The organism is Microlunatus phosphovorus NM-1 (assembly GCF_000270245.1).
Lineage (GTDB): Bacteria > Actinomycetota > Actinomycetes > Propionibacteriales > Propionibacteriaceae > Microlunatus > Microlunatus phosphovorus.
Genome location: NC_015635.1, coordinates 646,867 through 671,758 on the forward strand (window position 1 = coordinate 646,867; position 24,892 = coordinate 671,758).

Annotated in this window: 25 protein-coding genes and 1 pseudogene; 12 read left to right on the plus strand and 14 right to left on the minus strand. The window is 66.5% G+C overall.

The features are described 5' to 3' along the window. Positions 1-26: 26 nt before the first annotated feature. Together MLP_RS02800 and MLP_RS02805 are read right to left on the minus strand one after the other, a co-directional pair. Positions 27-797: a DUF4097 family beta strand repeat-containing protein gene (locus MLP_RS02800; protein ID WP_156821002.1), complete on the minus strand. Its 771-nt coding sequence runs from the start codon at positions 795-797 to the stop codon at positions 27-29. Next, complete coding sequence (locus MLP_RS02805) at positions 794-1,465, minus strand: hypothetical protein (RefSeq protein ID WP_013861488.1); 672 nt, start codon at positions 1,463-1,465, stop codon at positions 794-796. Before MLP_RS02805 ends, MLP_RS02800 begins: the two co-directional genes overlap by 4 nt. A 208-nt stretch (positions 1,466-1,673) precedes the next feature. On the opposite strand from MLP_RS02805, the gene MLP_RS02810 reads away from it, so the two are divergent. The 6 genes from MLP_RS02810 to MLP_RS02835 all read left to right on the plus strand — a co-directional run bounded on the left by MLP_RS02810 (position 1,674) and on the right by MLP_RS02835 (position 7,743). Continuing rightward, the gene (locus MLP_RS02810; protein WP_013861489.1) at positions 1,674-3,305 is read left to right on the plus strand and encodes an ABC transporter ATP-binding protein; all 1,632 of its coding nucleotides are present in this window, start codon (positions 1,674-1,676) and stop codon (positions 3,303-3,305) included. Beyond that, on the plus strand, positions 3,302-3,964 hold the full coding sequence (locus tag MLP_RS02815; RefSeq protein WP_013861490.1) for an ABC transporter permease: 663 nt from the start codon (positions 3,302-3,304) through the stop codon (positions 3,962-3,964). Before MLP_RS02810 ends, MLP_RS02815 begins: the two co-directional genes overlap by 4 nt. Then, on the plus strand, positions 3,961-4,641 hold the full coding sequence (locus MLP_RS02820) for an ABC transporter permease (RefSeq protein WP_013861491.1): 681 nt from the start codon (positions 3,961-3,963) through the stop codon (positions 4,639-4,641). Before MLP_RS02815 ends, MLP_RS02820 begins: the two co-directional genes overlap by 4 nt. Before the next feature lie 143 nt (positions 4,642-4,784). Next, the gene (locus tag MLP_RS02825) at positions 4,785-5,687 is read left to right on the plus strand and encodes an ABC transporter substrate-binding protein (protein WP_041789646.1); all 903 of its coding nucleotides are present in this window, start codon (positions 4,785-4,787) and stop codon (positions 5,685-5,687) included. 38 nt (positions 5,688-5,725) lie between these two features. Continuing rightward, complete coding sequence (locus MLP_RS02830) at positions 5,726-6,418, plus strand: helix-turn-helix transcriptional regulator (RefSeq protein WP_013861493.1); 693 nt, start codon at positions 5,726-5,728, stop codon at positions 6,416-6,418. Positions 6,419-6,468: 50 nt separating this feature from the next. Beyond that, positions 6,469-7,743: an epoxide hydrolase family protein gene (locus MLP_RS02835; RefSeq protein WP_013861494.1), complete on the plus strand. Its 1,275-nt coding sequence runs from the start codon at positions 6,469-6,471 to the stop codon at positions 7,741-7,743. A gap of 103 nt (positions 7,744-7,846) precedes the next feature. Here MLP_RS02835 and MLP_RS02840 read toward each other — a convergent pair whose 3' ends face one another. Next, positions 7,847-8,812 (minus strand): phosphotransferase, encoded by a 966-nt coding sequence (locus MLP_RS02840; protein WP_041789648.1) that lies wholly within the window; start codon positions 8,810-8,812, stop codon positions 7,847-7,849. A gap of 267 nt (positions 8,813-9,079) precedes the next feature. Here MLP_RS02840 and MLP_RS27815 point away from each other — a divergent pair, with 267 nt between their 5' ends. Next, positions 9,080-9,343: a hypothetical protein gene (locus MLP_RS27815; RefSeq protein ID WP_013861496.1), complete on the plus strand. Its 264-nt coding sequence runs from the start codon at positions 9,080-9,082 to the stop codon at positions 9,341-9,343. Between the two features lie 41 nt (positions 9,344-9,384). Here the strand turns inward: MLP_RS27815 and MLP_RS02850 are convergent, their stop codons facing one another. The 4 genes from MLP_RS02850 to ligD all read right to left on the minus strand — a co-directional run bounded on the left by MLP_RS02850 (position 9,385) and on the right by ligD (position 12,098). After that, positions 9,385-9,903: an aminoglycoside phosphotransferase family protein gene (locus tag MLP_RS02850; RefSeq protein WP_013861497.1), complete on the minus strand. Its 519-nt coding sequence runs from the start codon at positions 9,901-9,903 to the stop codon at positions 9,385-9,387. Positions 9,904-9,943: 40 nt separating this feature from the next. Next, positions 9,944-10,309: a hypothetical protein gene (locus MLP_RS02855; protein ID WP_041789651.1), complete on the minus strand. Its 366-nt coding sequence runs from the start codon at positions 10,307-10,309 to the stop codon at positions 9,944-9,946. A gap of 22 nt (positions 10,310-10,331) precedes the next feature. Beyond that, positions 10,332-10,964 (minus strand): nucleotidyltransferase domain-containing protein, encoded by a 633-nt coding sequence (locus MLP_RS02860; protein WP_013861499.1) that lies wholly within the window; start codon positions 10,962-10,964, stop codon positions 10,332-10,334. 186 nt (positions 10,965-11,150) lie between these two features. Continuing rightward, positions 11,151-12,098: a non-homologous end-joining DNA ligase gene (ligD, locus tag MLP_RS02865; RefSeq protein WP_013861500.1), complete on the minus strand. Its 948-nt coding sequence runs from the start codon at positions 12,096-12,098 to the stop codon at positions 11,151-11,153. 293 nt (positions 12,099-12,391) lie between these two features. Here ligD and MLP_RS02870 point away from each other — a divergent pair, with 293 nt between their 5' ends. Then, the gene (locus MLP_RS02870) at positions 12,392-14,260 is read left to right on the plus strand and encodes an ABC transporter ATP-binding protein (RefSeq protein WP_013861501.1); all 1,869 of its coding nucleotides are present in this window, start codon (positions 12,392-12,394) and stop codon (positions 14,258-14,260) included. 80 nt (positions 14,261-14,340) lie between these two features. On the opposite strand, the gene MLP_RS02875 is transcribed toward MLP_RS02870, so the two are convergent. The 4 genes from MLP_RS02875 to MLP_RS25965 form a co-directional block, all read right to left on the minus strand. After that, complete coding sequence (locus tag MLP_RS02875; RefSeq protein WP_013861502.1) at positions 14,341-15,555, minus strand: L-talarate/galactarate dehydratase; 1,215 nt, start codon at positions 15,553-15,555, stop codon at positions 14,341-14,343. 13 nt (positions 15,556-15,568) lie between these two features. Beyond that, complete coding sequence (locus tag MLP_RS02880) at positions 15,569-17,077, minus strand: sensor histidine kinase (RefSeq protein WP_013861503.1); 1,509 nt, start codon at positions 17,075-17,077, stop codon at positions 15,569-15,571. 16 nt (positions 17,078-17,093) lie between these two features. Next, positions 17,094-17,828, minus strand: coding sequence for a response regulator transcription factor (locus MLP_RS02885; RefSeq protein ID WP_041789653.1), 735 nt, complete (start codon positions 17,826-17,828; stop codon positions 17,094-17,096). A 178-nt stretch (positions 17,829-18,006) separates the two neighbouring features. Continuing rightward, positions 18,007-18,540 (minus strand): DoxX family protein, encoded by a 534-nt coding sequence (locus tag MLP_RS25965; protein ID WP_013861505.1) that lies wholly within the window; start codon positions 18,538-18,540, stop codon positions 18,007-18,009. Positions 18,541-18,672: 132 nt separating this feature from the next. Between MLP_RS25965 and MLP_RS02895 the strand changes: the two are divergent. Next, a pseudogene (locus MLP_RS02895) lies at positions 18,673-19,842 on the plus strand (glycoside hydrolase family 127 protein); the annotation flags it as partial. Here the strand turns inward: MLP_RS02895 and MLP_RS29415 are convergent. Beyond that, positions 19,834-20,598, minus strand: a complete 765-nt coding sequence (locus MLP_RS29415; protein WP_013861507.1) for an iron chelate uptake ABC transporter family permease subunit — start codon at positions 20,596-20,598, stop codon at positions 19,834-19,836. The pseudogene MLP_RS02895 and the gene MLP_RS29415 sit on opposite strands and share 9 nt — an antisense overlap. 243 nt (positions 20,599-20,841) lie before the next feature. On the opposite strand from MLP_RS29415, the gene MLP_RS02905 reads away from it, so the two are divergent. Together MLP_RS02905 and MLP_RS02910 are read left to right on the plus strand one after the other, a co-directional pair. Further along, complete coding sequence (locus tag MLP_RS02905; protein WP_041789656.1) at positions 20,842-21,438, plus strand: ArsR/SmtB family transcription factor; 597 nt, start codon at positions 20,842-20,844, stop codon at positions 21,436-21,438. Continuing rightward, complete coding sequence (locus tag MLP_RS02910) at positions 21,435-22,697, plus strand: MFS transporter (RefSeq protein ID WP_013861509.1); 1,263 nt, start codon at positions 21,435-21,437, stop codon at positions 22,695-22,697. The genes MLP_RS02905 and MLP_RS02910 overlap by 4 nt, the downstream gene beginning before the upstream one ends. A gap of 78 nt (positions 22,698-22,775) precedes the next feature. Here the strand turns inward: MLP_RS02910 and MLP_RS02915 are convergent, their stop codons facing one another. Further along, positions 22,776-23,243, minus strand: a complete 468-nt coding sequence (locus MLP_RS02915) for a GNAT family N-acetyltransferase (RefSeq protein ID WP_013861510.1) — start codon at positions 23,241-23,243, stop codon at positions 22,776-22,778. A gap of 40 nt (positions 23,244-23,283) precedes the next feature. Next, positions 23,284-23,592: a nucleoside triphosphate pyrophosphohydrolase family protein gene (locus tag MLP_RS02920; RefSeq protein ID WP_013861511.1), complete on the minus strand. Its 309-nt coding sequence runs from the start codon at positions 23,590-23,592 to the stop codon at positions 23,284-23,286. A 254-nt stretch (positions 23,593-23,846) separates the two neighbouring features. Here MLP_RS02920 and MLP_RS02925 point away from each other — a divergent pair, with 254 nt between their 5' ends. Beyond that, positions 23,847-24,752, plus strand: coding sequence for an NAD-dependent epimerase/dehydratase family protein (locus MLP_RS02925; protein WP_197536493.1), 906 nt, complete (start codon positions 23,847-23,849; stop codon positions 24,750-24,752). The last annotated feature ends 140 nt before the right edge of the window (positions 24,753-24,892 follow it).

A 24,892-nucleotide genomic window follows, 5' to 3' on the forward strand; every position in this document is an offset into this window, starting at 1 on the left:
GTGCGGCTGGCCTTCGGCAAGCGGCATCAGGTTCGGTAGACGGCGATCTCTCCGGAAGCGGTACGCGCCCGAACGCTCACGTACGGCTCGCCGTCGGCCGGGGCGTTGCAGGGATCCATCGCCACCCGCACCGCGCCGCTGGTGGAACTGAGGTCGAGCCAGGCGGTGAGTCCGTCGGCGATCCCGATCGTCAGCGAGCCGGACGCCGATCGGAGGTCGATCGATCCTCGGGCACCCGGCACCGAGATGTCGCCCGAGCCCGAGGAGGCGCGGAGCTCGACTGCCTGGAGGGACCTGACCAGGAGATCGCCGGAACCGGACTTGGCCGAGATCGGGCAATGGGCCTCGCCGACCACGATGTCGCCGGACCCACTGCTGAGCCGAGCCGCGCTGCCGCTGAGTGAGCCGACCGACGCCGACCCCGAGCCGGTCGTGACGTCGAGATCCTCGGCACTGGCCAGACTGATGTCGCCCGATCCCGTGATCAGCCGGCACCGGCCGAGCGGGACGGTGGCGGTGACATCGGCCGAGCCCGTGCGAGCAGTGAGCGCGGTGCCGGCCGGCACCCCGATCCGCAGATGCGCGGTCTGGCTCCGGAACACCTGCTCCGGGAACCAGATCCGTAGCGTGTCGGCCTCGTGCCTGATGTTGGTCTGCTGCAGCAGATCCTCGGCCGCGCTGACCGTACCCTCGACGATGTCATCGAGTGGGCCGGCTTCGAGGCTCAGGGAGCCACGGGCGAGATTGTCCACGACGATCGTCCGGATTCCCGCGGCATCGAAGGTGCGAGCCGTCATCGGACCCACCCCTGCACGGTGCCCCGGCTGGTTGATGGCGTGGCAGCCTCGGGTGCGTTGTGGGCGCCGGTGTTGCGGCGACCGAACAAGCCGCTCGGGCCGAAGGGGCCGTGCGGACCGAACACGCCGTACGGACCGAAGGGGCCGCTGTCACCAGGTGGTGCGGGCGGAGTCGGGGGTTTGGGCGCCGCCGAGGCTTGGCGCTGGCCGAGAGCATCCATCACGGCCCGCAACAACCAGGCATTGGTGGAGATCTTGTCGGCATCAGCCTGTTCGTCGACGCGAGCCTTGACTGAGGCGGGCAGTCGCAGACTGATCCGGGCTACCGGCTCGTCCTCGTCAGCGGCTGGGACGTCCTCGACCTCGGCCTGCTCCGGGCCGGGCTCCTCGCGGGCCGGGAGCAGCAGGGTGGGTTCGGCGGTGGGGGCGGCCACGGCGACCACGAGATCGGGGTCGACACCATTGAGACGCAGCTCGACGCTGCTCGGGGCGATCTCGGCGCTGATCTGCGCTGCTGCATCGGACAAAGCGCTGATCAGGGCCAATCGGGTGCTGGCCTCGACTGCGCCGCCGAGTCGTTCGGCCACCAGACGGGTGCTGTCGTCGCCGAGCGCAGCGGCACCGGTGACGCCCTGTCGCACGGTCTCCAGATACGGTGAGAGATCCATGACGCCAGTATGACGTCACTATGACGCCATGCGCAAGAGGCTGTGGCGTCAGAATGTGAATCGGCAGGCGCGCCGGACCGGTTCCCTGGTTGCTCTCGTCCAGACGTCTAGGGTCGAAATGGTTGGCGGCGCGGGCGACCGGGCCAGCCGTGGTCACGACCCGCAGGGGTGTCGTGACCCACCGCAGTCGGAGTAGCAGAGGTTTCGCGTGATCGAGTTCGAGTCAGTCTCCAAGACCTTCCGGGACGGGACGACGGCCGTCGACAATCTGAACCTGGTCGTGCCGTCGGGCAAGATCACCGTCATCGTGGGACCGTCCGGCTGTGGCAAGACCACCACACTGCGGATGGTCAATCGAATGCTGGAACCGTCGAAGGGCAAGATCACCTGGGACGGCAAACCGGTCAAGTCGCGGCGCAGGACCGCTCTGCGACGACAGATGGGCTACGTGATCCAGAGCGGGGGCCTGTTCCCGCACCGGACGGTGCTGGAGAACATCGCCACCGTCCCGGACCTGCTCGGCTGGGACCGGAGGAAGTCTCAGAAGCGGGCCGTGGAACTGCTCGGCAGCGTCGGCCTGGAGCGTCCGCTGGGCAGCCGGTATCCGGCGCAGCTGTCCGGGGGACAGCAGCAGCGCGTCGGGGTGGCCCGCGCGCTGGCCGCCGATCCGCTGGTGCTGTTGATGGACGAGCCGTTCTCCGCGGTCGACCCGGTGGTACGCAGCGAGCTACAGGAGTTCTTCCTCCATCTCCAGCGGCAGCTCAGCAAGACGATCATCATGATCACCCACGACATCGACGAGGCGATCCGGCTGGGCGATCAGGTGGCCGTGCTGCGCGTCGGTGGCCGGCTCGCCCAGGTCGGGACGCCGCAGCAATTGCTGGACGAGCCCGCCGACGCCTTTGTGGAGGGCTTCGTCGGCAAGGACCGCGGCTATCGCGCGCTGTCGTTCCAACCTGCGTCGGGACTGGCGCTGGGCAGTGTGCAAGTCGTTCGCGATGCCGGGTACGGCGGTGGGGGCGGCCCCACCCTGGTGGTGAACGCCGATGCGCAGCCGATGAGCTGGGCAGATCCGTCACGTCCCGGCTCGACCATCGCGCTGGGCGCCACCTTCGACCCCGAACGGGACTCGCTGCGCAGCGCGCTCGATGCCGCGCTGACCTCGCCGGTCGGACTGGCTGTCGCAGTCGCCGGACCGCAGCGACGGTATGCCGGTGTGGTGAACGCCGACATGATCCTGGCCCAAGTAACCCGGACTCGTGCTCAGATCGCCGAGTCGATCGCGGTGCGCACCGAGGATGTCGCGGCGCGTCCGGACGACACAGCGATCCGCACTGATCCGCCGGTGGTGGGTCCGGACGACACGGCGGTGCGCACTGATGACCCGGTGCCGACGAGCTACTACGCACCCGCGGCGGCCATGGGTTGGGACGAAGATCCGGAGGCCACCTCCGTACGGGGCGTGCCGGCGGTTGGCACCGTCCCGCCGGTCCCGGGCGTCGCCCCGGTCGCGCCGGCGCCGTTCGTACCTGTGGATGATCCCGATGCCACCCGGATCTCCGGGCCGCTGCCCGACGACATCGAGCCCACGCCGACCGAATCGCAGTCCTTCGAGGCGCCGGCCGGCGAGGTGGAGTCCGTCGGATCCCAGCCTGGTGAGAGTGCGCCGGCCGAGGCAGCAGCCCATCCGGAGGATGGCGCGGCCGAGGGTCTCGAGTCCGAGGGCGCTGTCCCCTCAGACGCGACGCCCGAGAATGTGGTGCCTGAGGATGCGGCGCCGGGGCCGGACCAGGATCAGGCCGTGGGGGCCGAGGATCGGGATCGGGAGCCGCCACGATGAATGGGGTGATCGACTGGGGCTGGGTCCAGCGCAACCTCACGATGATCGCCCAGCTGACCGGTGAGCACGTGATCCTCTCGATCATCCCGGTGCTCGCCGCCTTCGTGATCTCGATCCCGCTCGGCTACCTGGTGTTTCGGACCGGGAGGTTCGCCAACGTCGTCCTGGCCATCCTCGGCGTGGTCTATGCGATCCCGTCGCTGGCACTGTTCGTCGTGATGCCGGCGATCCTCGGCACCAAGATCTTGAATCCGCTCAACATCGTGGTCGCCTTGACGGTCTATTCGGTGGTGCTGCTCGTCCGCAGCGTCGTCGACGGTCTCCGTTCGGTGCCTGCGACTGTCAACTCCTCGGCCGCCGCGGTGGGCTTCGGTCGGACCAGGCGCCTGTTCCGAGTCGAACTGCCGCTGGCCATGCCGGTGATCTTCGCCGGTCTGCGGGTGGTCACGGTCTCCAACATCGCGTTGGTCAGCGTGGGCGCCGTGATCGGCATCGGAGCGCTCGGTGAGCTCTTCACCCGCGGCCTGAACGCCGGGTTCTTGACCCCGATCGTGGTCGGTCTGGTGCTCAGCCTGCTGCTGGCTCTGATCTTCGATGGACTCATCCTGCTGATCCAACGCGGGGCGCTTCCCTGGGCTCGCGGACGGAGGTCGGCATGATCTGGAGTTACCTGCTGGACCCGGCCAACTGGACGGCGCCGAACAACGGCATCCTCGTTCTACTCGGCCAGCATCTGGCGTACACCGCCCTCTCGGTGCTCGTCGCTGCCGTGATCGGCATCCCGTTCGGCATCCTGATCGGGCACACCGGGCATGGCCGGTTCATCGGGATCGGGCTGAGCAACGCCGCCCGGGCGATCCCCAGCCTCGGTCTGCTGGTCCTGGTCGTCACCTTGCTGAGCAACGGGATCGGACCGATCATCGGCGTGCTGGCGATCCTGGCCCTGCCCCCGATCCTGACGGCCACCGCCGCCGGGGTGGAAGGCGCCGACCACGAGGCGGTGCACGCCGCCCGCGCGCTGGGCATGACCGGCAATCAGATCATCGGCAAGGTGGAGTGGCCCTTGGCGCTCCCGCTGGTCATCTCGGGTCTACGCAGCGCCACGCTGCAGGTCGTCGCCACCGCCACGATCGCGGCGTTCGTCTCGGCAGGTGGACTCGGGCAGTTGCTGCTCAGCGGGCAGGCGACCGCCAACTATGCCGAGATGTTCGCCGGCGCCGTCATGGTCGCTGTGTTGGCCATCGTGCTGGATCTGATTCTCGGGCTGTTCGGCTGGCTGGCGGCCCGCAAGAGCACGCCAGGCCGCGCCGGCGAGATCGCGTTCGCGGCAGCATAGCCCTCGCTCCGCCTCACGGCCGCTCGCGACGGGGCTAGGGTGGCAGAAGCACGACCCCACCGCTGAGCAGGTGCCGACGATCGGCGCCGGATTCGGAGTGCAGGATGGCCTTTCACCAGCGATTTCGCGGACGAGCACGCCAGATGCTGGCCGCTCTCGCCCTTGGTACGGCGGCGTTCGCGCTCGCCGCCTGTGGCGGCACGGGCGACCCGCTGTCTGACAGTTCGTCAGCCCCGGGCACCAGCAAGGTGATCGTAGGCTCGGCCAACTTCACCGAGAGCCAGGTGCTGGGCGAGCTCTATGCGCAGGCGATGCAGGCCAAGGGCGTCCAGGTCGAGACCAAACCAGGTATTGGCTCGCGTGAGGTCTACATCAAGGCACTCAAGGACGGCTCCATCTCGGTCGTCCCCGAGTACACCGGCAATCTGCTGCTCTATGTCGATCCCGAGGCGACTGCGACCACCGAGTCGGAGATCATGCAGGCGCTGCCCGCGGCGATCGGTGAGGAGCTGAAGGTGCTTGAGCCGTCGCAGGCTCAGGATCAGGACGTGTATGTGGTCACCAAGCAGACCGCGCAGCAGCATGGCATCGCGTCCCTCGATGATCTGAAGAAGATCTCGGCCAACTCGATTCTCGGCGGCCCCTCGGAGCTGCAGGACCGCGCGTACGGTCCGCCCGGGCTGGAGAAGATCTACGGCGCGAAGTTCAAGCAGTTCAAGCCGTACGACGCGCCGGCGGTGAAGGTGAAGGACCTGAACGACAACAAGATCCAGGTCGCGACCTTCTTCACCACCGAGGCGGCGATCCGGGACAACGGCTACGTGATGCTGACCGACCCGCAGTCGATGATCCTGCCGCAGAACGTGATCCCGCTGGCGCGGGCCGACATGGCCACCAACACTGCGGCGGTCGAGGCGATCAACGCCGTGCAGAAGGCGCTCACCACCGACGAGCTGACCGCCTTGAACAAGCAGGTCGACTCGGGCCAGGAGGAGCCGCACGAGGCGGCGGCCGCCTGGCTGAAGGCCAAGGGACTGGTTTCCTGACCCCGAGCCTGGCCTGGCTCTAGCTGCCCGATCTCCCCATGTACGAGTACCGCGAATCGACCTCGCCGTTGGTCTCCGTCGTGTGGCGCTCGCAGGCCGAGGAGGACGGCAGCTATGTCGACGCCGCCAACGAGTACTGGGGATTGGCGTTCGGCACCGGACGCGAAGCCCCGTTCGAGGCGGTGCTGATCGGGCCGAGTCTGACCACTCGGGAGCTCGAGGTGCGGGCGGGCGATGACAACTGGGGGGTTGAGTTCCGGGCGCACGTGTTTCTGCACCGCGTGCCCAAGCTCGATGTGCTCGGCGAGATGCGGCAGTTGCCCACCGACGGTCGATTCTTCGAACTGGGCGGGGTGCGGTTCCCGGTGCCCAGCTACGACACGATGGAGGACCTGGTCGCCGCGATGGTCGGACAGGGCGTGCTCACCGCGTCGCCGGAGTTGGCGCGTGCGCTGGCCGGGGAGGACGCCGGATACTCCGAGCGGCAACTGCAACGCCGGTTCAGTGCCGAGGTGGGGCTGGGGCGTAAGCAGGTCGAGCAGCTGCAGCGGGCCCGCCGGGCGTACGCACTGCTGCAGGCCGGCCGGTCGATTGCGGAGGCGGCCGTGGAGGCGGGGTATGCCGACCAGGCGCACCTGACCCGCGCCTTCCGGCTGATCGCCGGCCGGACACCGGCCCGGATCCTGGCCGACACGACCGACGAGTTCGCCAGCCGCCCGACCGGCGGTTGATGGCGGAAATCTTCAATTCGAGCTGTGGGGTCAGCCGCGAGGCTAGAGGCATGACCACTTCAACGGATCTGACCACTCGTACCTCCAGTGTGCCGCCGGTGCCGCAGACCGCGCTCGACGAGCTGCATGGCCGACTCGATGCCGTCCGCTGGCCCCGGGTGGTCGACGAGTCGGCGGCCGGTCACGGGTTCCCGATGGCGACGACGCGCCGGCTGGCCGGGCACTGGCGTACGAGCTTTGACTGGCGGGGCGTCGAAGCGGAACTCGATCGGCTGGGCCAGCAGCTGGTCACCGTGCCGGACGGGCGCCAGTTGCACTTCATGCACGCCAAAGCAGCGTCGGCGACGGGCATGCCGGTGCTGTTGGTCCACGGCTGGCCGGACTCCTCGCTGCGCTTCACGAAGCTGATCCCGCTGTTGACCGCCGCCGGCCACGACGTCGTCGTACCGACCATCCCCGGGTACGGGTTCAGCGACCAGCCGACGGCGGAGATGTCGCCGGCGCTCGTTGCCGAAGACCTCAGTTGGCTGATGACCGAACTCGGTTACGCCCGATATGCGGCGCATGGTGGTGACTGGGGCAGTGCGATCGCGACCGCGCTGGCGACCGCTCATCCGGAGAGCGTCGCCGCCCTGCACCTGACCGATGTGCCGTGGGACAAGACGTTCTCGGTCGACCGCGAGCAGGCGAGCCCGGTCGAGCAGGTCTATCTCGACGCGGCCACCAAGTGGGGAGAAGGGCAGACCTATCTGCTGGCCAACACCACCAATCCCGACACCATCGCGGTCGCGCTCAGCGACTCACCGGTCGGTCTGCTCGCCTGGATCGCGGAGATGTATCAGGACTGGAGCGAGGACCCGATCTCCGACGACGACGTCCTGGCCCTGGTGAGCCTGCTTTGGTTGACGAACTCGGTCCGGTCCTCGATGCGGCTCTACTCCGAGCCTGCGGGCGCGTGGGACGAAGATGCCTGGGGTGAAGAATCCTGGGCGGACAGTGCTGACAGGGGTGACGGAGACACGGAGTGGGGGAATGCTGACGCGGCGGAGTCGGCGGAGGCCGGCGAGGTGTCGGGGGACACCGGCGAGGGGAGCGAGAGCGGGGAATCCGGTTGGCAGGGTGGCTGGCATGTCGGTCAGGTCGAGGTGCCGACCGGGTTTGCCCTCTTCCCCAAGGACCTGGCGGGTGTCCCGCCGCGCGAGTTCGCCGAGCGGTTCTTCGCGGTCGAGCGGTTCACTGTGATGCCGCGCGGTGGTCATTTCGCCGCACTCGAGCAGCCTGACCTGCTGGCTGAGGATCTGATCGCCTTCCTGGCCGGCCGCTGAGTTGGCGCTGACAGCCGGCAACAAGCGGGGGGCAAATCGAAAGGTGCGCAGATGCTGTTTCACGTCAGACGAAACAGCATCAGCGCACCTTTCGACGCCCCAATCAGCTCGGGTGCCAGGTATCCGCGGCCTCAGTGCCGGTGAACCGCGGCAGGTACGGATCTCGGAGGTAGGTTGCGAGCTTGCTGGGTGGCAGCCCGTGACCGGCCCCGGTGCCTTCGCGGACCCAGGCGGCCCGGCCCAATGTCGGGAGCATCTCGAGCTCGGATGCGGTGAGCGGCCGGACTGACCGGTATCCATCCACGAGTGCGGCTCGGCGGCGCTCTGCCTCTGGATCACCCGATGCTCCGGTATGGCGCAGTGCGTACGCGATGTCGTACGCACGCCAGCCGAAGCCGCAACGGTCGAAGTCGAAGAGCGTCACTGTGTCAGCGGTGACGTGGATGTTCAGGGACTGTGGATCCGCGTGAATGATGCCCCAACCATTCGGTCCTGGATCGAAGGAGCGAAGCAGCCCTCGGATCTCGGTCACCTGCTGCTCGATGAACGCGACGACGGCTGGGTCCGCTTGCTCCAGCCGGGGCCGCATCCGCTCCATCGATCGGTCCAGCAGAGTCTGCTCATCAACGCGATACCGGCTGCCGGTCGTCGCGAACCGGTCGGCAAAGACGTGGACGGTGGCCAAGGCATGCCCGAGTCGGTGGGCTGCTTCCGGCGCCCAGCGCTCCGAGTCCAGCGGCTGTCCGGACGCCCAACTGAACAGGGCATAGTGACGTTCGCCGGCCGATGTCGAAACGTGGCCGAGAGTGGTTCCGCCGCGAGTATTCAGCGGGTAGGAGATCGCGGCGCGGTGGGCATGTAGATGAGTGAGCAGGCCAAGCTCGAATTGAAGATCGTCGTCACCGCGAATCCACGACTTACTCGCCCCGTAGACGCGGAACGCATACCGATCGACGGCCGTCTCGACGACGTAGGTGTCGTTGTGTCCAGTCGTCAGAAGTTCGACTCGCGTCGGCGTTCCAACGGCGTACTGCTCATTGGCCAGCGTCCGCACCGACTCGGCATTCATGGTTCGCATTCTGGTTGCCTCGTAGTTCATCCACCGCGTCGGGCGTCACGACTCGCGCTGGCGCCATCGGTGGGTGCGCAGATGTAGCGTCAGCGCTGGCGAAACAGCATCCACGCACCACTCGATGTCCGGAGGATCCGCGAGCGTGTCAAGGACTGGCTGAACTTGACCACGAGGTCACCCCCGCAGAGTGAGATGGAATCCAGGACGCTTGGTGCCAAGCCAAATCGAGTTGTCGGTGGCCGCGATGCAGGGGATCATCGCGGCGTGGTCGATCGTGACACGGAATTGCAGAATGCCCTTCAGAATGATGTCGCGATCCTCCGAGCGCGAGCCGTGTCGCTGTCGAGCTATCTGCGGGAACTGATCCATGACAGCACTTCTCGCCCGGAGATGGGCGACGTGCTTGCCAGGATCGCCTCGCGGGAGGAGGTCGAGGCCGAGAGCAGCGATATCCGCTCCTTCATCCTCAATGACCGCACGTACGCGAGGGCTACCGGCAGTACGGGAGTCATCGAGACCTGGCCGTAGCTGACACCGCGCTTAACCCACCAGCTGGTCTCGGTGTTCGATCAGGTAGCTGGCGGTTGTCCGGGAGCCCCACGCATGGCGGTCATCGCGGTGAACATCGAAGGCTGGGTTTCCCAGATGGCGGCGACCGCCGGCCCGCGAAAGATCATGTTCCAGGGCGTGAGGTCACCCTGCCCGATGCAGTCGATCTCGGTCGGACCGGCCGCGCTCAAGGTCGATGACCTCCATGGTTCAGGCGCCACGAACGACTGGGCGGCATCGTGGAAGCGCCGGATGGTGCGCGCCACATTGACGAGTGCTTCGTCACCGCGGACCGCCTCGACGTACGGCGGCAGCGCCGAGTCCCCTTCGACGTAGCTGAGTTGCTCGCGGCCGTCGCTGGCGTAACCCAAGTGACGTGGAGCTTGCTCGAATCCTGCCTGTTCGAGGTGCTGCAATAGCGCGGCGGTGTTGGCAGTGGCCGAGGTTGATCGACGAAGCACCACCTGGCCACGGCGGACAGGCCCGGCGAATCGCCCGCCGGTGAGGGGCACGTCGTCGTGCGCAACCTGGTCGGACACCTGTGCACGATAGCGTTGCTTCTCAGGCCGAGACATCAGGTCAACCGACAAGTTCCTCGATCGCTTCAATCAGGCGGTCACATGCGCGCCGCACCTTGACTCTCTCCGACACGGACACCCGCTGGTGACTATAGGCAGCCTTGGTCTTCACTTGAAGCAGAACGCGTAGGTCTTTCGCGCGGTCCGCGTCGAACTTGCCAAGCAACGCGACCGCTTCGACATGGTTGTCGCCTTGGGCATGCTCACCCAGCGAAGCGCAGCACAGGACGTCGGCTGCCGCGATACCCGCGTGGACAAGCAGAGTGACATAGGCGTCACAGATATCGCCTGGGTCGGTGGCGAGGTCGGTGATGTCGCTGGCAGCGGCATAGAACTGCATCGCCTTGCGTTGTCGACCGCTGCGCATGATGGCATTGCAGGGAGTAGTTCTACCGCTCTTCGTTGCCACGCCGTATCGACCTCCAGTAGGAAGACGTACCGAACAGGGTGACTGCTTCGGTCCGCACTGAGTCCAGGACTGGTTCATCAGACCACAGCACTCGGACACTCTCATCGGAGTACTCGAGGACTCGCGCATCGTTTCCTGTCCACGAAGCAGCCCGTGACTCGAGCTGACCGAGCTGATCAAGCCACTGAGGGTCCTCCTCGCTCACGTTTGTGGGTCGTACGACGAACAAGTCGATATCGCTACCGGGGCGCATCCCACCGCGAGCTGCCGACCCGAACAAGGCGGCGTAGACCGGAGGCAGCGGCCACTGCTCGATCTCAGCGCGAAGGCGGCTGATGAATGTCGCTCGGAGGTCTGCAAGTTCGATGATCGGTCCAGCTGCCAAGTGGTCCCGATTCAGCTGAAACGCGTCCGTTGTGCCGTAGCGCTGCATGCGCACAGTTCCCTGCGTCACGAGCCGTTCGAGCACCTTGCGAACGCCGCTGTAGGAGTAGTGGTCCAGAAGCGTGTGCACCTGACGTGTCGTGAACGCGGCGTCAGCCCGAGCCAGCACCATCAGCACGTCGCCGTCGGCCGTCGGCGTGATCACAGCTAGTGGATGATCAAGCTGCATGGCCGAGCTCCTCAGTGTTGACCTTTCCCACTATAGTAGGAACTACACTACTATAGTGGGAAATCAACTACTATAGTAGGAAGATGCCAGGAGCGGACCCCAAATCGAAAGGTGCGCAGATGCTGCTTCAGGCTGCGATGCAGCATCAGCGCACCTTTCGATGGGAGAGCAAGCTAGCAACACGGCTCAACTCGGCTCGGCGGGAGCCTTGCCGGCGCGTTCGTCGCGCTCAGCCCACTCGAGCAGCGTGTCCAGCGAGTACGGGTGGTCGTCGATGTCGGCATGCAGGTCGCCGATCTCGGCGTACCGATGCGGCACGGTGGCGATGGTGAAGTCGTGCGGGTCGGCGTCGGGGATCTCTGCCCATCGCACCGGGGTCGACACCAGACCTTCCGGCGTGCCTCGTACAGAGTAGGCGCTCGCGATCGTGTGATCGCGGGCGTTCTGGTTGTAGTCCACGAAGACGGTTGCCGGATCACGGTCCTTGCGCCACCAGGTCAGGTCGACCAAACCGCCGGCCCGACGCTCCACCTCACGGGCGAAGGCCCAGGCTGCTCTGCGTACGTCGGCGAAGCCGTGCACCGGGGGAATCCGGACATAGATGTGCAGTCCCTTCCCACCGGACGTCTTGGGATAGCCAACCGCCCCGAGTTCGGCCAGCACCTCCTCGACGATGGCAGCCACCCGGCGGATGTCGTCATAGGTGGCCAGTGGGCCTGGATCGAGATCGATCCGCCACTCGTCCGGCTTCTCGGTGTCGTCGCGCCGGGAGTTCCACGGATGGAACTCGACGGTCGACATCTGCACCGCCCAGATCACGTCGGCCGGGTGGGAGACACACAGCTCATCGGCAAAGCGGCTGTAGCGAGGAAAGTGCACTCGGACCGTCTCCACCCAGTCCGGAGCACCTCGGGGCAGCCGCTTCTGGTGCACCTTCTCGCCATCGACGCCGTCGGGAAAGCGGTGCAGCATGCAGGGCCGGTGGTAGAGCGCGTTGACGATCCCGTCGGCCACCGCCAGGTAGTACTCCGCCAGGTCCAGCTTGGTCTCACCCCGGACCGAGAAGTAGACCCGATCGGGGTTGCTCAGCTTGACCACCCGATCGCCGACCTCGAGCTCGATGCGCTCCGTCACATGCCCGAGCGTACGGGACGGTGTTCTCGTCCCTCGCTGTTCGCTCCGCGCTGCAGACTCCGCCTTCCTCCCTCGCTCACAAGACGAAGAGCGTGTCTTGCTCCCTCGGTCGTCCAGGCGGAGCCGCGCTACGCTCACGGCCGCTCGGGACGGTGTTGTCGTTCCCTCGCTGTTCGCTCCGCTTGACCTCGAGTGCACTTGAGCTTGCATCCTGGCTCCATGGAACAGCTCCGTGGCCCAACGTCCCGCATTAAGCCGGTGCGACTGTCAGTCCTCGCAGTTAGCGTGCCGGTATGAGCATGGAGTTCGCAGCCTGGAACTCGCTGTACCACATGATGACGGCGCAGCAGGACAAACGACCGTTCACCTGGGCAACGGTCAGAAGGATCGCCGCATTCGCCCGTCCGCACGCGCGGTTGCTGGTCGGCTTCCTGGTTCTCAGCGTGATCGGCGCGTTCCTCGCGGTGGCCACACCGCTGCTGGCCGGCCGCGTGGTCGACCTCATCTTCAACACCGCGCCGTACGCGCAGGTGCTGCAGATCGCCATCGCGATCGCCGTCATCGCGGTGGCTGAGGCCGGACTGGGTCTGCTACAGCGCTGGTTGTCGGCACGGATCGGGGAAGGGCTGATCCTCGATCTGCGGCGGTCGGTGTTCGACCACGTCCTGACCATGCCGGTCGCGTTCTTCACCCGGACCCGGACCGGCGCGTTGGTCAGCCGGCTCAACAACGACGTGATCGGCGCTCAACGGGCCTTCTCCGAGACCTTGTCCGGCGTGGTCAGCAACATCGTGGCGCTGGCCTTGGCGCTGATCGCGATGCTCGCCCTGTCGTGGCAGATCACCTTGCTGGCCCTGGTGCTGCTCCCGATCTTCGTCGTCCCCGCCCGACGGATGGGCCGGCGATTGGCCAGGCTGGAGCTGGAAGCTGCCAATCACAACGCGACGATGGGCAACCAGATGACCGAGCGCTTCTCGGCACCCGGTGCGACGCTGGTCAAGCTGTTCGCCCGGCCCGAGCGGGAGTCGGCGGAGTTCACAGTCCGGGCCACCCGAGTCCGTGACATCGGGGTGCGCAGCGCCATGGTGCAGACGGTGTTCATGACGGCACTGACGCTGGTCTCGGCGCTGGCCCTGGCACTGGTCTACGGCCTCGGCGGGTTCTACGCACTGCGCGGGTCGCTGGAGCCGGGAGCCGTCGTGGCGCTGGCGCTGCTGATCACCCGGCTGTACGCCCCGCTGACCGGACTGGCATCGGCACGGGTAGAGGTGATGAGTGCCCTGGTGAGCTTCGAGCGAGTCTTCGAGATCTTGGACCTCAAACCGCTGATCACCGAGTCGCCGGCTCCGACGCCGTTGCCCACCGGTCCGCTGTCGGTTGTCTTCGACGATGTCACCTTCGCCTACCCGGCGGCGGACAAGGTGTCTCTCGCTTCGCTCGAGGAGGTCGCGACGCTTGACACCCGCGGCGGCGTCGACGTGATCCACGACGTCAGTTTCGAGGTCGGTGCGGGTCAGATGGTCGCTCTGGTCGGATCCTCAGGGGCCGGCAAGTCGACTCTCGCGCAGCTGCTTTCCCGGCTGTACGACGTGGATGCCGGTGCGGTCCGGCTCGGCGGGGTCGATGTCCGCGAGCTGAGCTTCGCCGATCTCCGCCGTGCGATGGGCATGGTGACGCAGGACGGTCACCTGTTCCACGAGTCGGTCCGGGACAACCTGCTTCTGGCCAAGCCCGAGGCGAGTGAGGAGGAGCTCTGGACGGCACTGCGTCGCTCCAGGCTGGACGAGCTCATCGCGTCGCTACCCGATGGCCTCGACACGGTGGTGGGGGAGCGTGGCTACCGACTCTCTGGCGGTGAGCGGCAGCGACTGACCATCGCGCGGCTGCTGCTGGCCCACCCGCGGGTGGTGATCCTCGACGAGGCGACCGCTCATCTCGACTCCACCTCCGAAGCCGCGGTGCAGGCTGCGCTGGGCGAGGCGCTGGAGGGGCGCACCGCGGTGGTGATCGCCCATCGGCTCTCGACCATCCGGTCGGCCGACCTGATCCTGGTGGTCGAGGACGGCCGAATCATCGAGCGCGGCCGGCATTCCGATCTGCTGGCTGCCGGCGGCCGCTACGCGGAGCTGTACGCGACCCAGTTCGCCACCCAGGAGGCCTGAGACTCCGTCAACCCGTTGACTCAGTCAATCCGTTGACTCGGTCAATCCGTGGCTCAGGCGACGCGGATTCAGCCATCCGCTCAGGGGCGATGCCCGAATTCTGCGGTGCCGACCGTCCAGGCACGAGCTTGTTCACTGAGGGTGAAGCCGAGACCTGGGCGGCCAGATATCCACATACGGCCGTCCCGGGTCTCCAAATGTTCGTTGAACAGCGGATCGAGCCAGTCGAAGTGCTCGACCCAGGGCTCGATCGGATAGGCCGCGGCGAGGTGACAGTGGATCTCCATGGCGAAATGGGGCGCGATCTCCAGTTGCTTGGACTCGGCGAGCGCCGCAAGTCTGAGGAACTGGGTGATGCCGCCGATCCGGGGAGCGTCGGGCTGGACGATATCGGCGGCACCGACCTCGATCAGTCGGGCGTGTTCGGCGACGCTGGCCAACATCTCGCCGGTCGCAATCGGGGTGTCCAGCGCGCGGGCGAGAGCCGCGTGGCCCTCGGCGTCGTACGCGTCCAGTGGCTCCTCGATCCAGACCAGACCGAACTCCTCGAAGATCCGGCCCATCCGCATCGCCGTGGCGCGATCCCACTGCTGGTTGGCGTCGACCATCAGCGGCACGTCGTCGTCCAAGAACTCCCGGACCGCTGCGACCCGGGCGACGTCAAGGCGCCAGTCAGGCTGTCCGACCTTGAGCTTGATCGCACCGATGCCTTCGGCCAGCGAGGCGGCGGCATTCTCCTTGACCTGCTCGATCGGGGTGTGCAGGAAACCGCCCGAGGTGTTGTAGGTGCGCACCGAGTCGCGGTAGGAGCCGAGGAGCTTCGACAGCGGGAGCCCGGCCCGCTTCGCCTTCAGATCCCACAGGGCGACGTCGAAGGCGGCGATGGCCTGGGTGGCCAGCCCACTGCGTCCCACGGAGGCGCCGGCCCAGCACAGCTTCGTCCAGAGCTTGCCGATGTCGCTGGGGTCCTCCCCGACCAGCACCTCGGCGATCTCCTTGGCGTGGGCGAACTGGCCAGGGCCGCCGGCACGCTTGGAGTAGGAGAAGCCGACCCCGGTGCGGCCTTCGGAGGTCACGACCTCGACGAACAAGAAGGCGACTTCGGTCATCGGCTTCTGCCGACCTGTCAGCACTTTGGCATCGCTGATCGGATCGGCCAGCGGCAGCGTGATCGAGGACAGCTTCAGGTGAGCGATCCGATCCAGTGTGGCAGCACCGGCGGAAGCGGCGATCACCGTCGCGTTCCCTGCTGACAAAGCGCTCTTCGCAGCGTCGGCACCGGCCGGTGCGGTCATCTCAAGTCCTCTCTCAAAGCACCTCGCCGAGCGGCAAGCTGACCACGAATCGAGTGTCGCCCGGCTGGCTCTGCACCGACACCGTGCCGTGATGGGCCTCCACGACCGCGGTCACGATCGCCAGGCCGAGCCCCGTGCTGCCACCGGGTGCGGCTCCCGCCGTGCGAGCGCGGCTGCTGTCGGCGCGCGTGAATCGCTCGAACACCCGGTTCAGCATGTCAGGGGCGATGCCGGGACCGTCGTCGGCAACGGTGATGACGGCGTGATCAGCAGTGGTGCCCAACGAGACCTGTACGCGGGTGCCGGCCGGCGTGTGCGTACGGGCATTGGCCAGCAGGTTGGTGACCACCTGGTGCAGTCGGTAAGAATCCGCTTGGACCTCGACGATCTCTTCCGGCAGTGCCAGCGACCAGTGGTGGTCCGGCCCGGCCACCCGGGCATCACTGACGGCGTCGATCAGCAGCACATTCAGGTCGGTGGGCTGGATGTCGAGTGCCGGGCCCGCATCCAGCCGGGCGAGCAGCAAGAGGTCCTCGACCAACGTCGACATCCGCTCGGCCTCGGATTCGACCCGAGACATCGCGTACGCCGCGTCCGGGGGGATCGCCTCGCCGCTGCGCTGGGTCAGCTCGGCATACCCGCGGATCGCTGCCAGTGGGTTGCGCAGCTCATGGGAGGCATCGGCGACGAACTGGCGCACCTTGGTCTCACTCGCCTGCCGCGCTGCCAGCGCGTCCTCCACGTTGTTGAGCATGTGGTTGAGGGCGAGTCCGACTCGCCCGACCTCGGACTGCGGATCGGTATCGGTTGGTGGCACCCGCACGGCGAGAGCCACCTCGCCCCGGTCCAACGGCAGCTGGGAGACCTGCTGGGCGGTGGCGGCTACGCGATTGAGCGGCCGCAGGCTGCGTTCGACCAGCGCCCGCCCGGCAAGCGCGGCAGCCCCGACGGCGACGATGGACAAGATGATCTCGACGGTGATCAGGTTTGCCAGTGCGGAGTCGACACCGGTCAGCGGCAGCCCCACGCCGACGATGACGCCGTCGCCCGGTGACCAGCTGACATAGCGGTAGCGGCCCAGTTCGGGGATGTCGATGGTGATCGGCCCAGGAGTGGTGGAGAGTCCGGCCAGCAGTTCCGCCGTCTGATCACTGGTCCACGTTGGTTTGGCGCGGCGTCCGCTCTCCAGCAGCACCGATCCGCGGGGGGCCTGGCCTTCGGCGTAGATCATGGACAGTGTGCCGACGGCCTGGCCAGGCAGTTCGATGCCTCGGGGCGCCTGACCTGGGCCGCCGTTCGCGAGCCCGATATCGCCCTGCATGATCCGGGCCTTGGCCGCGAGCACCTGCTTGTCCAACTGGCTGGTCAGCAGAGTTCGGGTGGCCAGTGCCGTGAACAGTGACAAGAGCACGGCGACCAGGGCGACCAGGGCGACCATGCGGAGCACGAGCTGGCGCGCCAGTGTGCCCCGGCCCAGGGACGTCGGTGGTGGACCGGTTTCCAAAGACTCGACCGTGGACATCAGGATCCGGTGATCATCAAGAAGCCGGGCGCAAGACGTACCCTGCGCCGCGCATGGTGTGGATCATCGGGGCCCGGTTGGCGTCGATCTTCTTGCGGAGATAGGAGATGTAGAGCTCGACCACGTTGGCCTGACCGCCGAAGTCGTAGTTCCAGACTCGGTCGAGGATCTGAGCCTTGCTCAACACTCGGCGGGGATTGCGCATCAGATAGCGCAGCAGCTCGAACTCGGTTGCGGTCAGCTGAATGGCGTCGCCGGCACGGGCGACCTCGTGGCTGTCTTCGTCCAAGGTGAGGTCGCCGACCACCAGCAGCGACTCACTACGGCCGGTCGCGGCACCGCTGCGGCGCAGCAGAGCCCGCAGCCGAGCGATGACCTCCTCCAGGCTGAACGGCTTGGTCACGTAGTCGTCGCCCCCGGCCGTGAGTCCGCTGATCCGGTCAGCCACGGCGTCCTTGGCGGTCAGGAAGATCACTGGAACGTCCGGATCCTCGGCCCGAACCCGCCGCATCACCTCGAGTCCGTCGAAGTCCGGCAACATCATGTCGAGCACGATGGCATCGGGGCGTACCTCGCGGGCCGCCTTGACAGCCTCGCTGCCCGAGGCCGCGGTGGAGACCTGCCAGCCTTCGTAGCGCATGGCCATGGACAGCAGTTCGGTCAGACTGCTCTCATCGTCGACCGCGAGGATCCGGATGGCAGTGCCATCGGGCCGAGTGATCGGAGCGGGTGAGGTCTGGGTGCGGCTCATGCTGTTCATCATGGCGGAGCCACCCCCGTGACAACTATGTGTTTACTGTGACAACCCTGTGAAAACCGACGCGGAAACGCCACCGGCCCCGATGACCGTACGAACGGTCCGGGGCCGGTGGGTTCTGGGGGAACGAGTTCGGCGTCCGGGTGTCACAGGAGGACACCCCGGCAGTGGCTCACCAGGTTGAGGACGAGGCGCTCACCATCGAGGGAGAGTTCGTGGACGAGGAGGTGGTGCCGGTCGCGGTGTCGTCGTCCTCCGCCTCGGCGTCCTTCGGGCGACGGAACAGGCGATCGATAGCCGCGCGGCCAGGCCCGAAGGCCACCAGGACCAGGGCCAGCAGCCCGAGAGTCACGTTGTACTCCCAGCCACCGACATAGGTGCCGGCCTGATCGAGCAGGTTCGGTCCGCGCCAGTAGTTGGTGTAGGAGATCGACAGCGCCTGCTGGACCAGAGCCAGCAGAGCAACGATCCGGGTCAGGGCGCCGAGGATCAAGAAGATGCCGCCGACGAGCTCCAGGATGGTGACCCCCCAGCTGGCGTAGATCGGGTACGGCACCGCAAACTGGCCGAGGTAGTCGACATATTTCGTCACACCATCGGGCGTCAACAGCCACCGAGTGAAGCCGTGCCAGAACATGAGTCCGCCGAGACCGATGCGGATCAGCAGCAGGGTGATGTCGTGGAGAACCTGAGTGAAGGCATTCATGGCGCTGTCTTTCCTTCGAGATCGATGCTGGCGCTTACGCTACGCACCCTGATGCCGGATTCCGGGGCACCACGCCGTCCGCCACGCCGACCCTGCTGAAGGTGATCACGCCGGCCTGCTTAGGTTCTGGATATGGAGGATGCGCGCGGCCCGATCCAGCCCACTCGTGATGCCGCGGTCCTGCGCCGCCCTGCCTCGCGCGGAGCCATCACCGGAGGCCTGTGGGCACTGCGCCGCCGGATCAACCGAGAAGTCAGCGTGCCCGAGGCATGGCAGCGCCTGAACGATGCCGGCAATATCCACAACCTCCGCCTCGCTGCGGGGCTGGTCGACGGCGGGTACGTCTCCGAGCTGCCGTTCCTGGACAGCGACGTCTACAAATGGCTCGAAGCGGTCGGGTGGGTCCTGGCGGATCCTGAGCTGGATCCGGCGAGCGCCGGCCGGCTGCGTACGCTGCTGGCCGAGAGCGAGCTGCTGCTCCGGGCGGCGCAGCAGGACGACGGCTACCTCGACTCCTACTTCCAGGTCGAGTTCCCCGGCGAACGCTTCGTCCAGCTCCACTGGGGGCACGAGCTCTACTGCGCCGGCCACCTGATCCAGGCCGCCGTCGCGGTGCGTCGCACCACCGGGGACGAAGGCCTGCTCGAGGTAGCGCGCCGGGTCGCCGATTTGGTCGTCCGCAGCTTCGGCGCCGGGTCGGGCCAGGACGAGTCGAACCAGGCAGGGCCGGACCAGATCGACGGCATCTGCGGTCACCCCGAGATCGAGACTGCCCTGGTCGAGTTGTACCGGGAGACGGGGGAGCCGGCCTACCTGCAGACCGCTGCCTACTTCATCGACCGCCGCGGGCACGGCCTGCTCGGCGCAGGTCGCTTCGGCGCCCAGTACTGGCAGGATCACCGACCTGTACGCGAGGCCGAGGGGGTGGCTGGCCATGCGGTTCGCCAGCTCTATCTGCTCGCCGGCGTGGCCGATCTGTACGCCGAGACCGGCGACGTCAGCTGGCGAACGGCGGCCGAGCGGCTGTGGACCGAGATGGTCGCCACCAAGACCTACCTGACCGGCGGTGTCGGTGCGCACCATTCCGACGAGGCGTTCGGGGACCCGTACGAGCTGCCGAATGAACGCAGCTATTGCGAGACGTGTGCCGCCATCGCCTCGATCATGCTCTGCCAGCGGCTGCTGCTGATCACCGGCGAGGCGAAGTATGCCGACCTGCTCGAACGCACGCTCTACAACGCGTTCCTCGCCGGCATCTCGCTGGATGGGCAGCGCTACAGCTATGCCAACCCCTTACAGGTGCGCGACGACCACCTCGGCAATGCTCAGGGTGTTCAACGAGCTGGACAGCAGAACGACGCCGACGGCGGCGAGCAGGATCAGCAGCCATACCACCGACACCGACTCCCAAGACCGTCCCTGCAGCGAACCGGCGGCCCAGAACCGAAGCTTGTCGAAGGTGGTCGGGTGGGCGAGGCTGATGGCCTGGCTCACGCCGGAGAGCACGGCACCGATCGCCACACCACTCAGCACCAGCTTGGCCGGGGTGCCGGCGCCCGGACCGGTGGTGCCGAGCACATACACCACGAACGCCGCGACACCGGCGCCGGCGATGCCCCAGGCGACCTGCCCGGTCACGCTGGTGGCGCTGAAGAAGGCTGAGCCCACCACGATGAAGAAGAAGGAACCGGCGCTCACTCCCAGCAGCCCGGGATCGGCGAGCGGATTTCGGGTGAGCGCCTGCATGACCACACCGGACAACGCCAGGGCCAGTCCGACCAGCACGGCCAACACGGTGCGCGGCAGGCGGAAGTCGCGAACCAGCAGTTCGGTCGTCGTCTGGCCGTCGCCGGTTACCGCGTCGATGACCTCGCGGGCTGAGATGGACCCAGAGCCGACGAACAGGCTGAGTGTGAACGCCCCGATCAGCACAACCAGACCGATCGCTATGGCGAGCACGTTGCGGCCGGCGCTCGGATCGCCGAGCACGACCTCGGTCGTCTCGCCCTCCTCGGTCGAGGAGATCCTGTCGACCTTCAGCTGGTCGCCGCCTGTCACGATGGGCAGCCTAACCTAAATTGCCCCTTTGTCGCCGTGCGGACGACCCAGCTGACCGGTTCCGGTCCAATCACCCGGTGTTGCCGGCCTGGTGTTGAGAAGGATCTGGTGCATCTCGCATCAGATCTTTCACACGGTTCGTCCGCTCTTTCCAAGCGAGTCCGCCGATTGCCGTTGGTGGCCACCGAGCTTGGCGATCCAGGCGAGCTGCTGATGAGAGGAATCTTTCGATTGAGTTCTTTCATGGCTGCAGATGACAATCTCTATGGCGACATCGAGCTTGATGCCCACGGCATGCGGGCCCTTGCCCACCCCACACGGCTCGCCATCTTGCTCCGGCTGCAGCGGCATGGTCCCGACACGGCGACGGGTCTATCGGCGCACGTGGGTGTGAGCCCCTCGGTGGCCAGCTGGCACCTGCGTCATCTTGCTGAACACCGGCTGGTGAAGGACGCAGCCCGGCAGGGACCGGGTCGCCAACGGTGGTGGGAGGCCGTCAGCGGATTCCGTTTCACGGCCGTCGACGACGACTCGGCCGATGCCGCCCGGGCGCTGACCGGGGTCTTGGAACAGCTTGATGGAGATCTCCCTGGGCGCTGGCGGGCCGAGGTCGAACCCCACCTGGAGCCCACCTGGCGCAGACTGTCCGGACGCGCCAGCACTCTCATCGCGGTGACACCTGCGGAGCTGGAGTCGATCGGGCTCGCGATCGAGAGACTCCTCGCCCCGTACGTGCTGCGACGTGATGCATCGGCAGATGAGTGGCCGGCTGACACTCGAGACGTCCGGATCTTGCGCTACACCATGCCTGAGCTTGAGTCTGACTCCGAGCAGTCGTGACTCGTGCTGCCGCTCCTCGGCGGCTCTGGCGCGACCGGCGTTTCACCACCTACTGGGCGGGCGACGCGGTCTCGACGATGGGCGATCGGATCTCGGAGCTGGCGCTGCCGCTGATCGCGGTAAGCATGCTGCAGGCCAGTGCCATCCAGGTCGGGCTCCTGGTCGCCGCCGTCTGGGCGCCGAATCTGCTGTCGGTGGTCGTCGGGGCATGGGTCGAGCACCGGCCGAGCAAGAAGCGGCTGATGGTGATCGCCAACCTGATCCAGGCAGCAGCGATCGCAAGCCTGCCGATCACCTACCTGGTCGCGGAGGTGACCATGGCACAGCTGTATGCCGTAGCACTGGTTCAGGGTGCCGGCGGTGTGCTATTCGCGACCTCCAGCCAGCCATTCTTCGTACGACTGGTGCCCAAGAGCGCCTATGTCGAAGCCAACTCGCTGCTGAGTGGGAGCCGTTCGGCGTCGTTCATCGTCGGTCCCGCGCTGGGCGGCACATTGATTCAGGCTCTGACGGCACCGATTGCGATGGTCATCGACGCCGTGTCGTTCCTGGTTTCTGCATGCGCGATCAGAAGTGTGCACGTCGACGAGAGCCCGGTTGGCACCCAGGACGCGGGGTCGCTGGTGCGACGCATCCGATCTGGTCTGCAGTTCGTTGTTCGTCAGCCCTACCTGTGGCCAGCACTCAGGTGCGTGACGACCTGCGACTTCTTCTCCTTCATCCTCTTCGCAGTGCTGATCTTGTTCGCCAGTCGGCATCTGGGCCTGTCGCCCGGCGCGATCGGGCTTGCCTTCGGGGTTGGCGCCGTCGGCGGTCTTCTCGGCGCGACCCTGGCAGCCCCGCTGGCACGGCGGATCGGCACCGGTGTCACGATCGCCGTCGGCTCGGTGGCGTTCAGCGCACCGTTCCTGTTTCTCCCGTTGATCTCCGGATCAACCGTGACCAAATGTGCGGCCCTAGCCTCGGTTCAGTTCGTCAGCTCAGCCGGCGTCATGTTGTTCGACATCAATCTCAACTCCGTCCAGACCGCGGTGATCCCGGACGGCATGCGAAGCCGAGTCACGGGTGTGTTCGGCACCATCAACTACGGAATCCGTCCGCTGGGTGCGGCGATCGGTGGCGGGCTCGCCCAGCTCGTCGGTCTGGGCCCCGTCATCGCGATCTCTGCGGTTGGCGGCTCATTGGCGTTCCTCTGGCTGCTGGGCACGCCGGTGCTGCGAGTACGGGAGGTCGACGACCTCGACCCGGCGGAGGCTTGAGCTGGGTCACGTCGGAGACGTCTTCTGGGCGTTCCCGCGGGAACGTTTCCTCAGGTTCTCTCAGGAACCCGGTCTGTCTCAGGAACCAGGTCTGGCCAGATAGGCAGTCTTTGCATCGGGGTCAAATCCGCGGCTTCGGTAGAAGGCATGCGTCGATGGCCGCTTGGAACCGGTCATCAGCATCGCCTTGTAGCACCCTGCTGCCCATGCCTGTTCGAGCGTCGTTGCCATGATCTTCTTCCCGAGTCCCGTGCCGCGTCGATCCTCGTCGACCACGACGTTCTCGATGACGGCATAGGGAGCGGCACGTCGCGACAGGTTCGGTATCACATTGAGATATGTGGTGGCGACGACCTCACCGTCGACCTCGAGCAGCAGCAGCCTCAAGTTGGGTGCCGAGAGGATCGCTTCAAATGCGACCCGGTCCGATCCATCGGTCAGGATCGGATCATCGGGGTTCAGTTGGCGGTAGAGCCGCATCACTGCCTCGAAGTCTCCAGGTGCGGCATCCCTGATCACAGCCGTAACGCTACCTATCGACTGCACTCTCGGGTTGCGCGCCGTCTGCGTGAGGTAGGCCCTCGCCTCAATCGGATGGGTAGGCCAGCCACTTACGGCTGAACGCGACGTCAAGGTCGACCTCAAACCGCTGGGCGATCAGCAGTGCGTGCCCGATCACATCAGTGAGTTCGTCCTCGAACTGGGACCGTGCCTCCGAAGCGGATCGGCCCCGGTCGCGTGTCCTGCCCGTCAACGCGAGATACGCCGGGGTCAGTTCGCCGAGCTCCTCTTGCAGTTTGAGCATGAGCCAGTCGTCGCTCTGATCGATGTTGTACCGATCCGCGTAGTGCGTTGAGACGGCAGTGAGGTCCTCACTGAGGTTGGCAAGGTCCACGGCGCGATCCTTTCAGTTGTCGGTGTGAAGGACCCGCGTAGCGCGGCGGCGGCTTCTCTTAGTCCGGCCAGCGATTCCGGGCAGGGAAGCGTCTGGCGCCCGAGACTCGTGCCGCGCGCTGCTTGGGTATGTCGTGGCCGACGTTCCCGCGGGAACGTTTCTCGAGTTCGACGTTGAGGTCGTACGACGATCAGTGACCGCCGAGGATCGGATGCGGACCTCAACGTACGGATGGTATCGGGCATGCTGAGAGCGTGATTGTGGCTGGAACAGGACGTGATGCCGGCCGGCGTGTCCTTGTCACCGGTCATCGCGGACTCGTCGGACGAGCAGTGGTCGAAGCGCTGGAGGCTGCCGACCTGGTGGCTGTTGGTTTGGACGTGGTCGACGGCGCTGACCTCACTGATACTGACACGGTCAGGGAGCGAGTGCGAGGCTGCGCCAGCGTGGTGCATCTGGCCGCAGTGGACGACGAGCCTGTTGAGGCTGATCCATTGACGCCAGCGACTACCGGGGACATCGACCGCGTGATGGCCACAAATGTGGGCGGAACGAGCCAACTCCTGGCGTTGGCTGCTGCCAGCGGCGTGGAGCGGGTTGTCTTCATGTCCAGCGTGGACGTTCTTGGCTGCTTCATGGGGCAGGGCAAGCCGGAGTACCTACCGATCGACGATCGTCATCCGGTGACTCCCCGCAGTCCCTACGCCTGGTCGAAGCTCGCCGGCGAGGATCTTTGCGCAGCCTTCACTCGGATGACAGGCACCCCAACGGTGTGTCTTCGCCCTCCAGGGGTGTTCAACGCCGAGACCTACACCTTTGTCAAGGCAGCGCGTGCGGAACGGGCTGAGTCGGAATGGTTGCCGATCTGGGAGTACGGCGCTTTCGTCGACGTACGTGACCTCGCCTCTGCCGTGGTGGCGGCGCTCAAGGTGCCCGGGTTGAGCGGTCATCACCGGTTGCTGGTCTGCGCCAACGACATCAGCTCAGCCGCCGAGGACAGCCTCACGCTCGTTGGGCGGCTGCTGCCGGATGTTCCGGTGACGGGGATGGAACGGTATGCAGCTCAGCCGTTCGCTGCCCTACTCGACAGTTCCGCTGCGCAGAGGTTGCTGCAGTGGCACCCGGTGCATGACTGGCGTCGCCCGAGCCGCGGCGCGTAGTGGCGATTGCAGGTCGGAGAACGCCGCTACTGATGCAGGTCGTCAACGATGTGCACTTGTCGACGACCTGCACTGTCCACGCTCTCCGTCGCGACGAAGTACGTCCGCGTTGGCGTGGCCGACCCGTGTGCTTGGAGTCT

Bases quoted from the DNA above. Each gene is read 5' to 3' on its own strand.
- MLP_RS02880 (WP_013861503.1), bottom strand. From the start codon at position 17,077: ATGTCCACGGTCGAGTCTTTGGAAACCGGTCCACCACCGACGTCCCTG.
- MLP_RS02885 (WP_041789653.1), bottom strand. From the start codon at position 17,828: ATGAGCCGCACCCAGACCTCACCCGCTCCGATCACTCGGCCCGATGGC.
- MLP_RS02870 (WP_013861501.1), top strand. From the start codon at position 12,392: ATGAGCATGGAGTTCGCAGCCTGGAACTCGCTGTACCACATGATGACG.
- MLP_RS02805 (WP_013861488.1), bottom strand. From the start codon at position 1,465: ATGGATCTCTCACCGTATCTGGAGACCGTGCGACAGGGCGTCACCGGT.
- MLP_RS02855 (WP_041789651.1), bottom strand. From the start codon at position 10,309: ATGCGCAGCGGTCGACAACGCAAGGCGATGCAGTTCTATGCCGCTGCC.
- MLP_RS02825 (WP_041789646.1), top strand. From the start codon at position 4,785: ATGCTGGCCGCTCTCGCCCTTGGTACGGCGGCGTTCGCGCTCGCCGCC.
- MLP_RS02875 (WP_013861502.1), bottom strand. From the start codon at position 15,555: ATGACCGCACCGGCCGGTGCCGACGCTGCGAAGAGCGCTTTGTCAGCA.
- MLP_RS25965 (WP_013861505.1), bottom strand. From the start codon at position 18,540: ATGAATGCCTTCACTCAGGTTCTCCACGACATCACCCTGCTGCTGATC.
- MLP_RS02840 (WP_041789648.1), bottom strand. From the start codon at position 8,812: ATGAATGCCGAGTCGGTGCGGACGCTGGCCAATGAGCAGTACGCCGTT.
- MLP_RS02905 (WP_041789656.1), top strand. From the start codon at position 20,842: ATGGCTGCAGATGACAATCTCTATGGCGACATCGAGCTTGATGCCCAC.
- MLP_RS02835 (WP_013861494.1), top strand. From the start codon at position 6,469: ATGACCACTTCAACGGATCTGACCACTCGTACCTCCAGTGTGCCGCCG.
- MLP_RS02860 (WP_013861499.1), bottom strand. From the start codon at position 10,964: ATGCAGCTTGATCATCCACTAGCTGTGATCACGCCGACGGCCGACGGC.
- MLP_RS02820 (WP_013861491.1), top strand. From the start codon at position 3,961: ATGATCTGGAGTTACCTGCTGGACCCGGCCAACTGGACGGCGCCGAAC.
- MLP_RS02800 (WP_156821002.1), bottom strand. From the start codon at position 797: ATGACGGCTCGCACCTTCGATGCCGCGGGAATCCGGACGATCGTCGTG.
- MLP_RS02815 (WP_013861490.1), top strand. From the start codon at position 3,302: ATGAATGGGGTGATCGACTGGGGCTGGGTCCAGCGCAACCTCACGATG.
- MLP_RS02830 (WP_013861493.1), top strand. From the start codon at position 5,726: ATGTACGAGTACCGCGAATCGACCTCGCCGTTGGTCTCCGTCGTGTGG.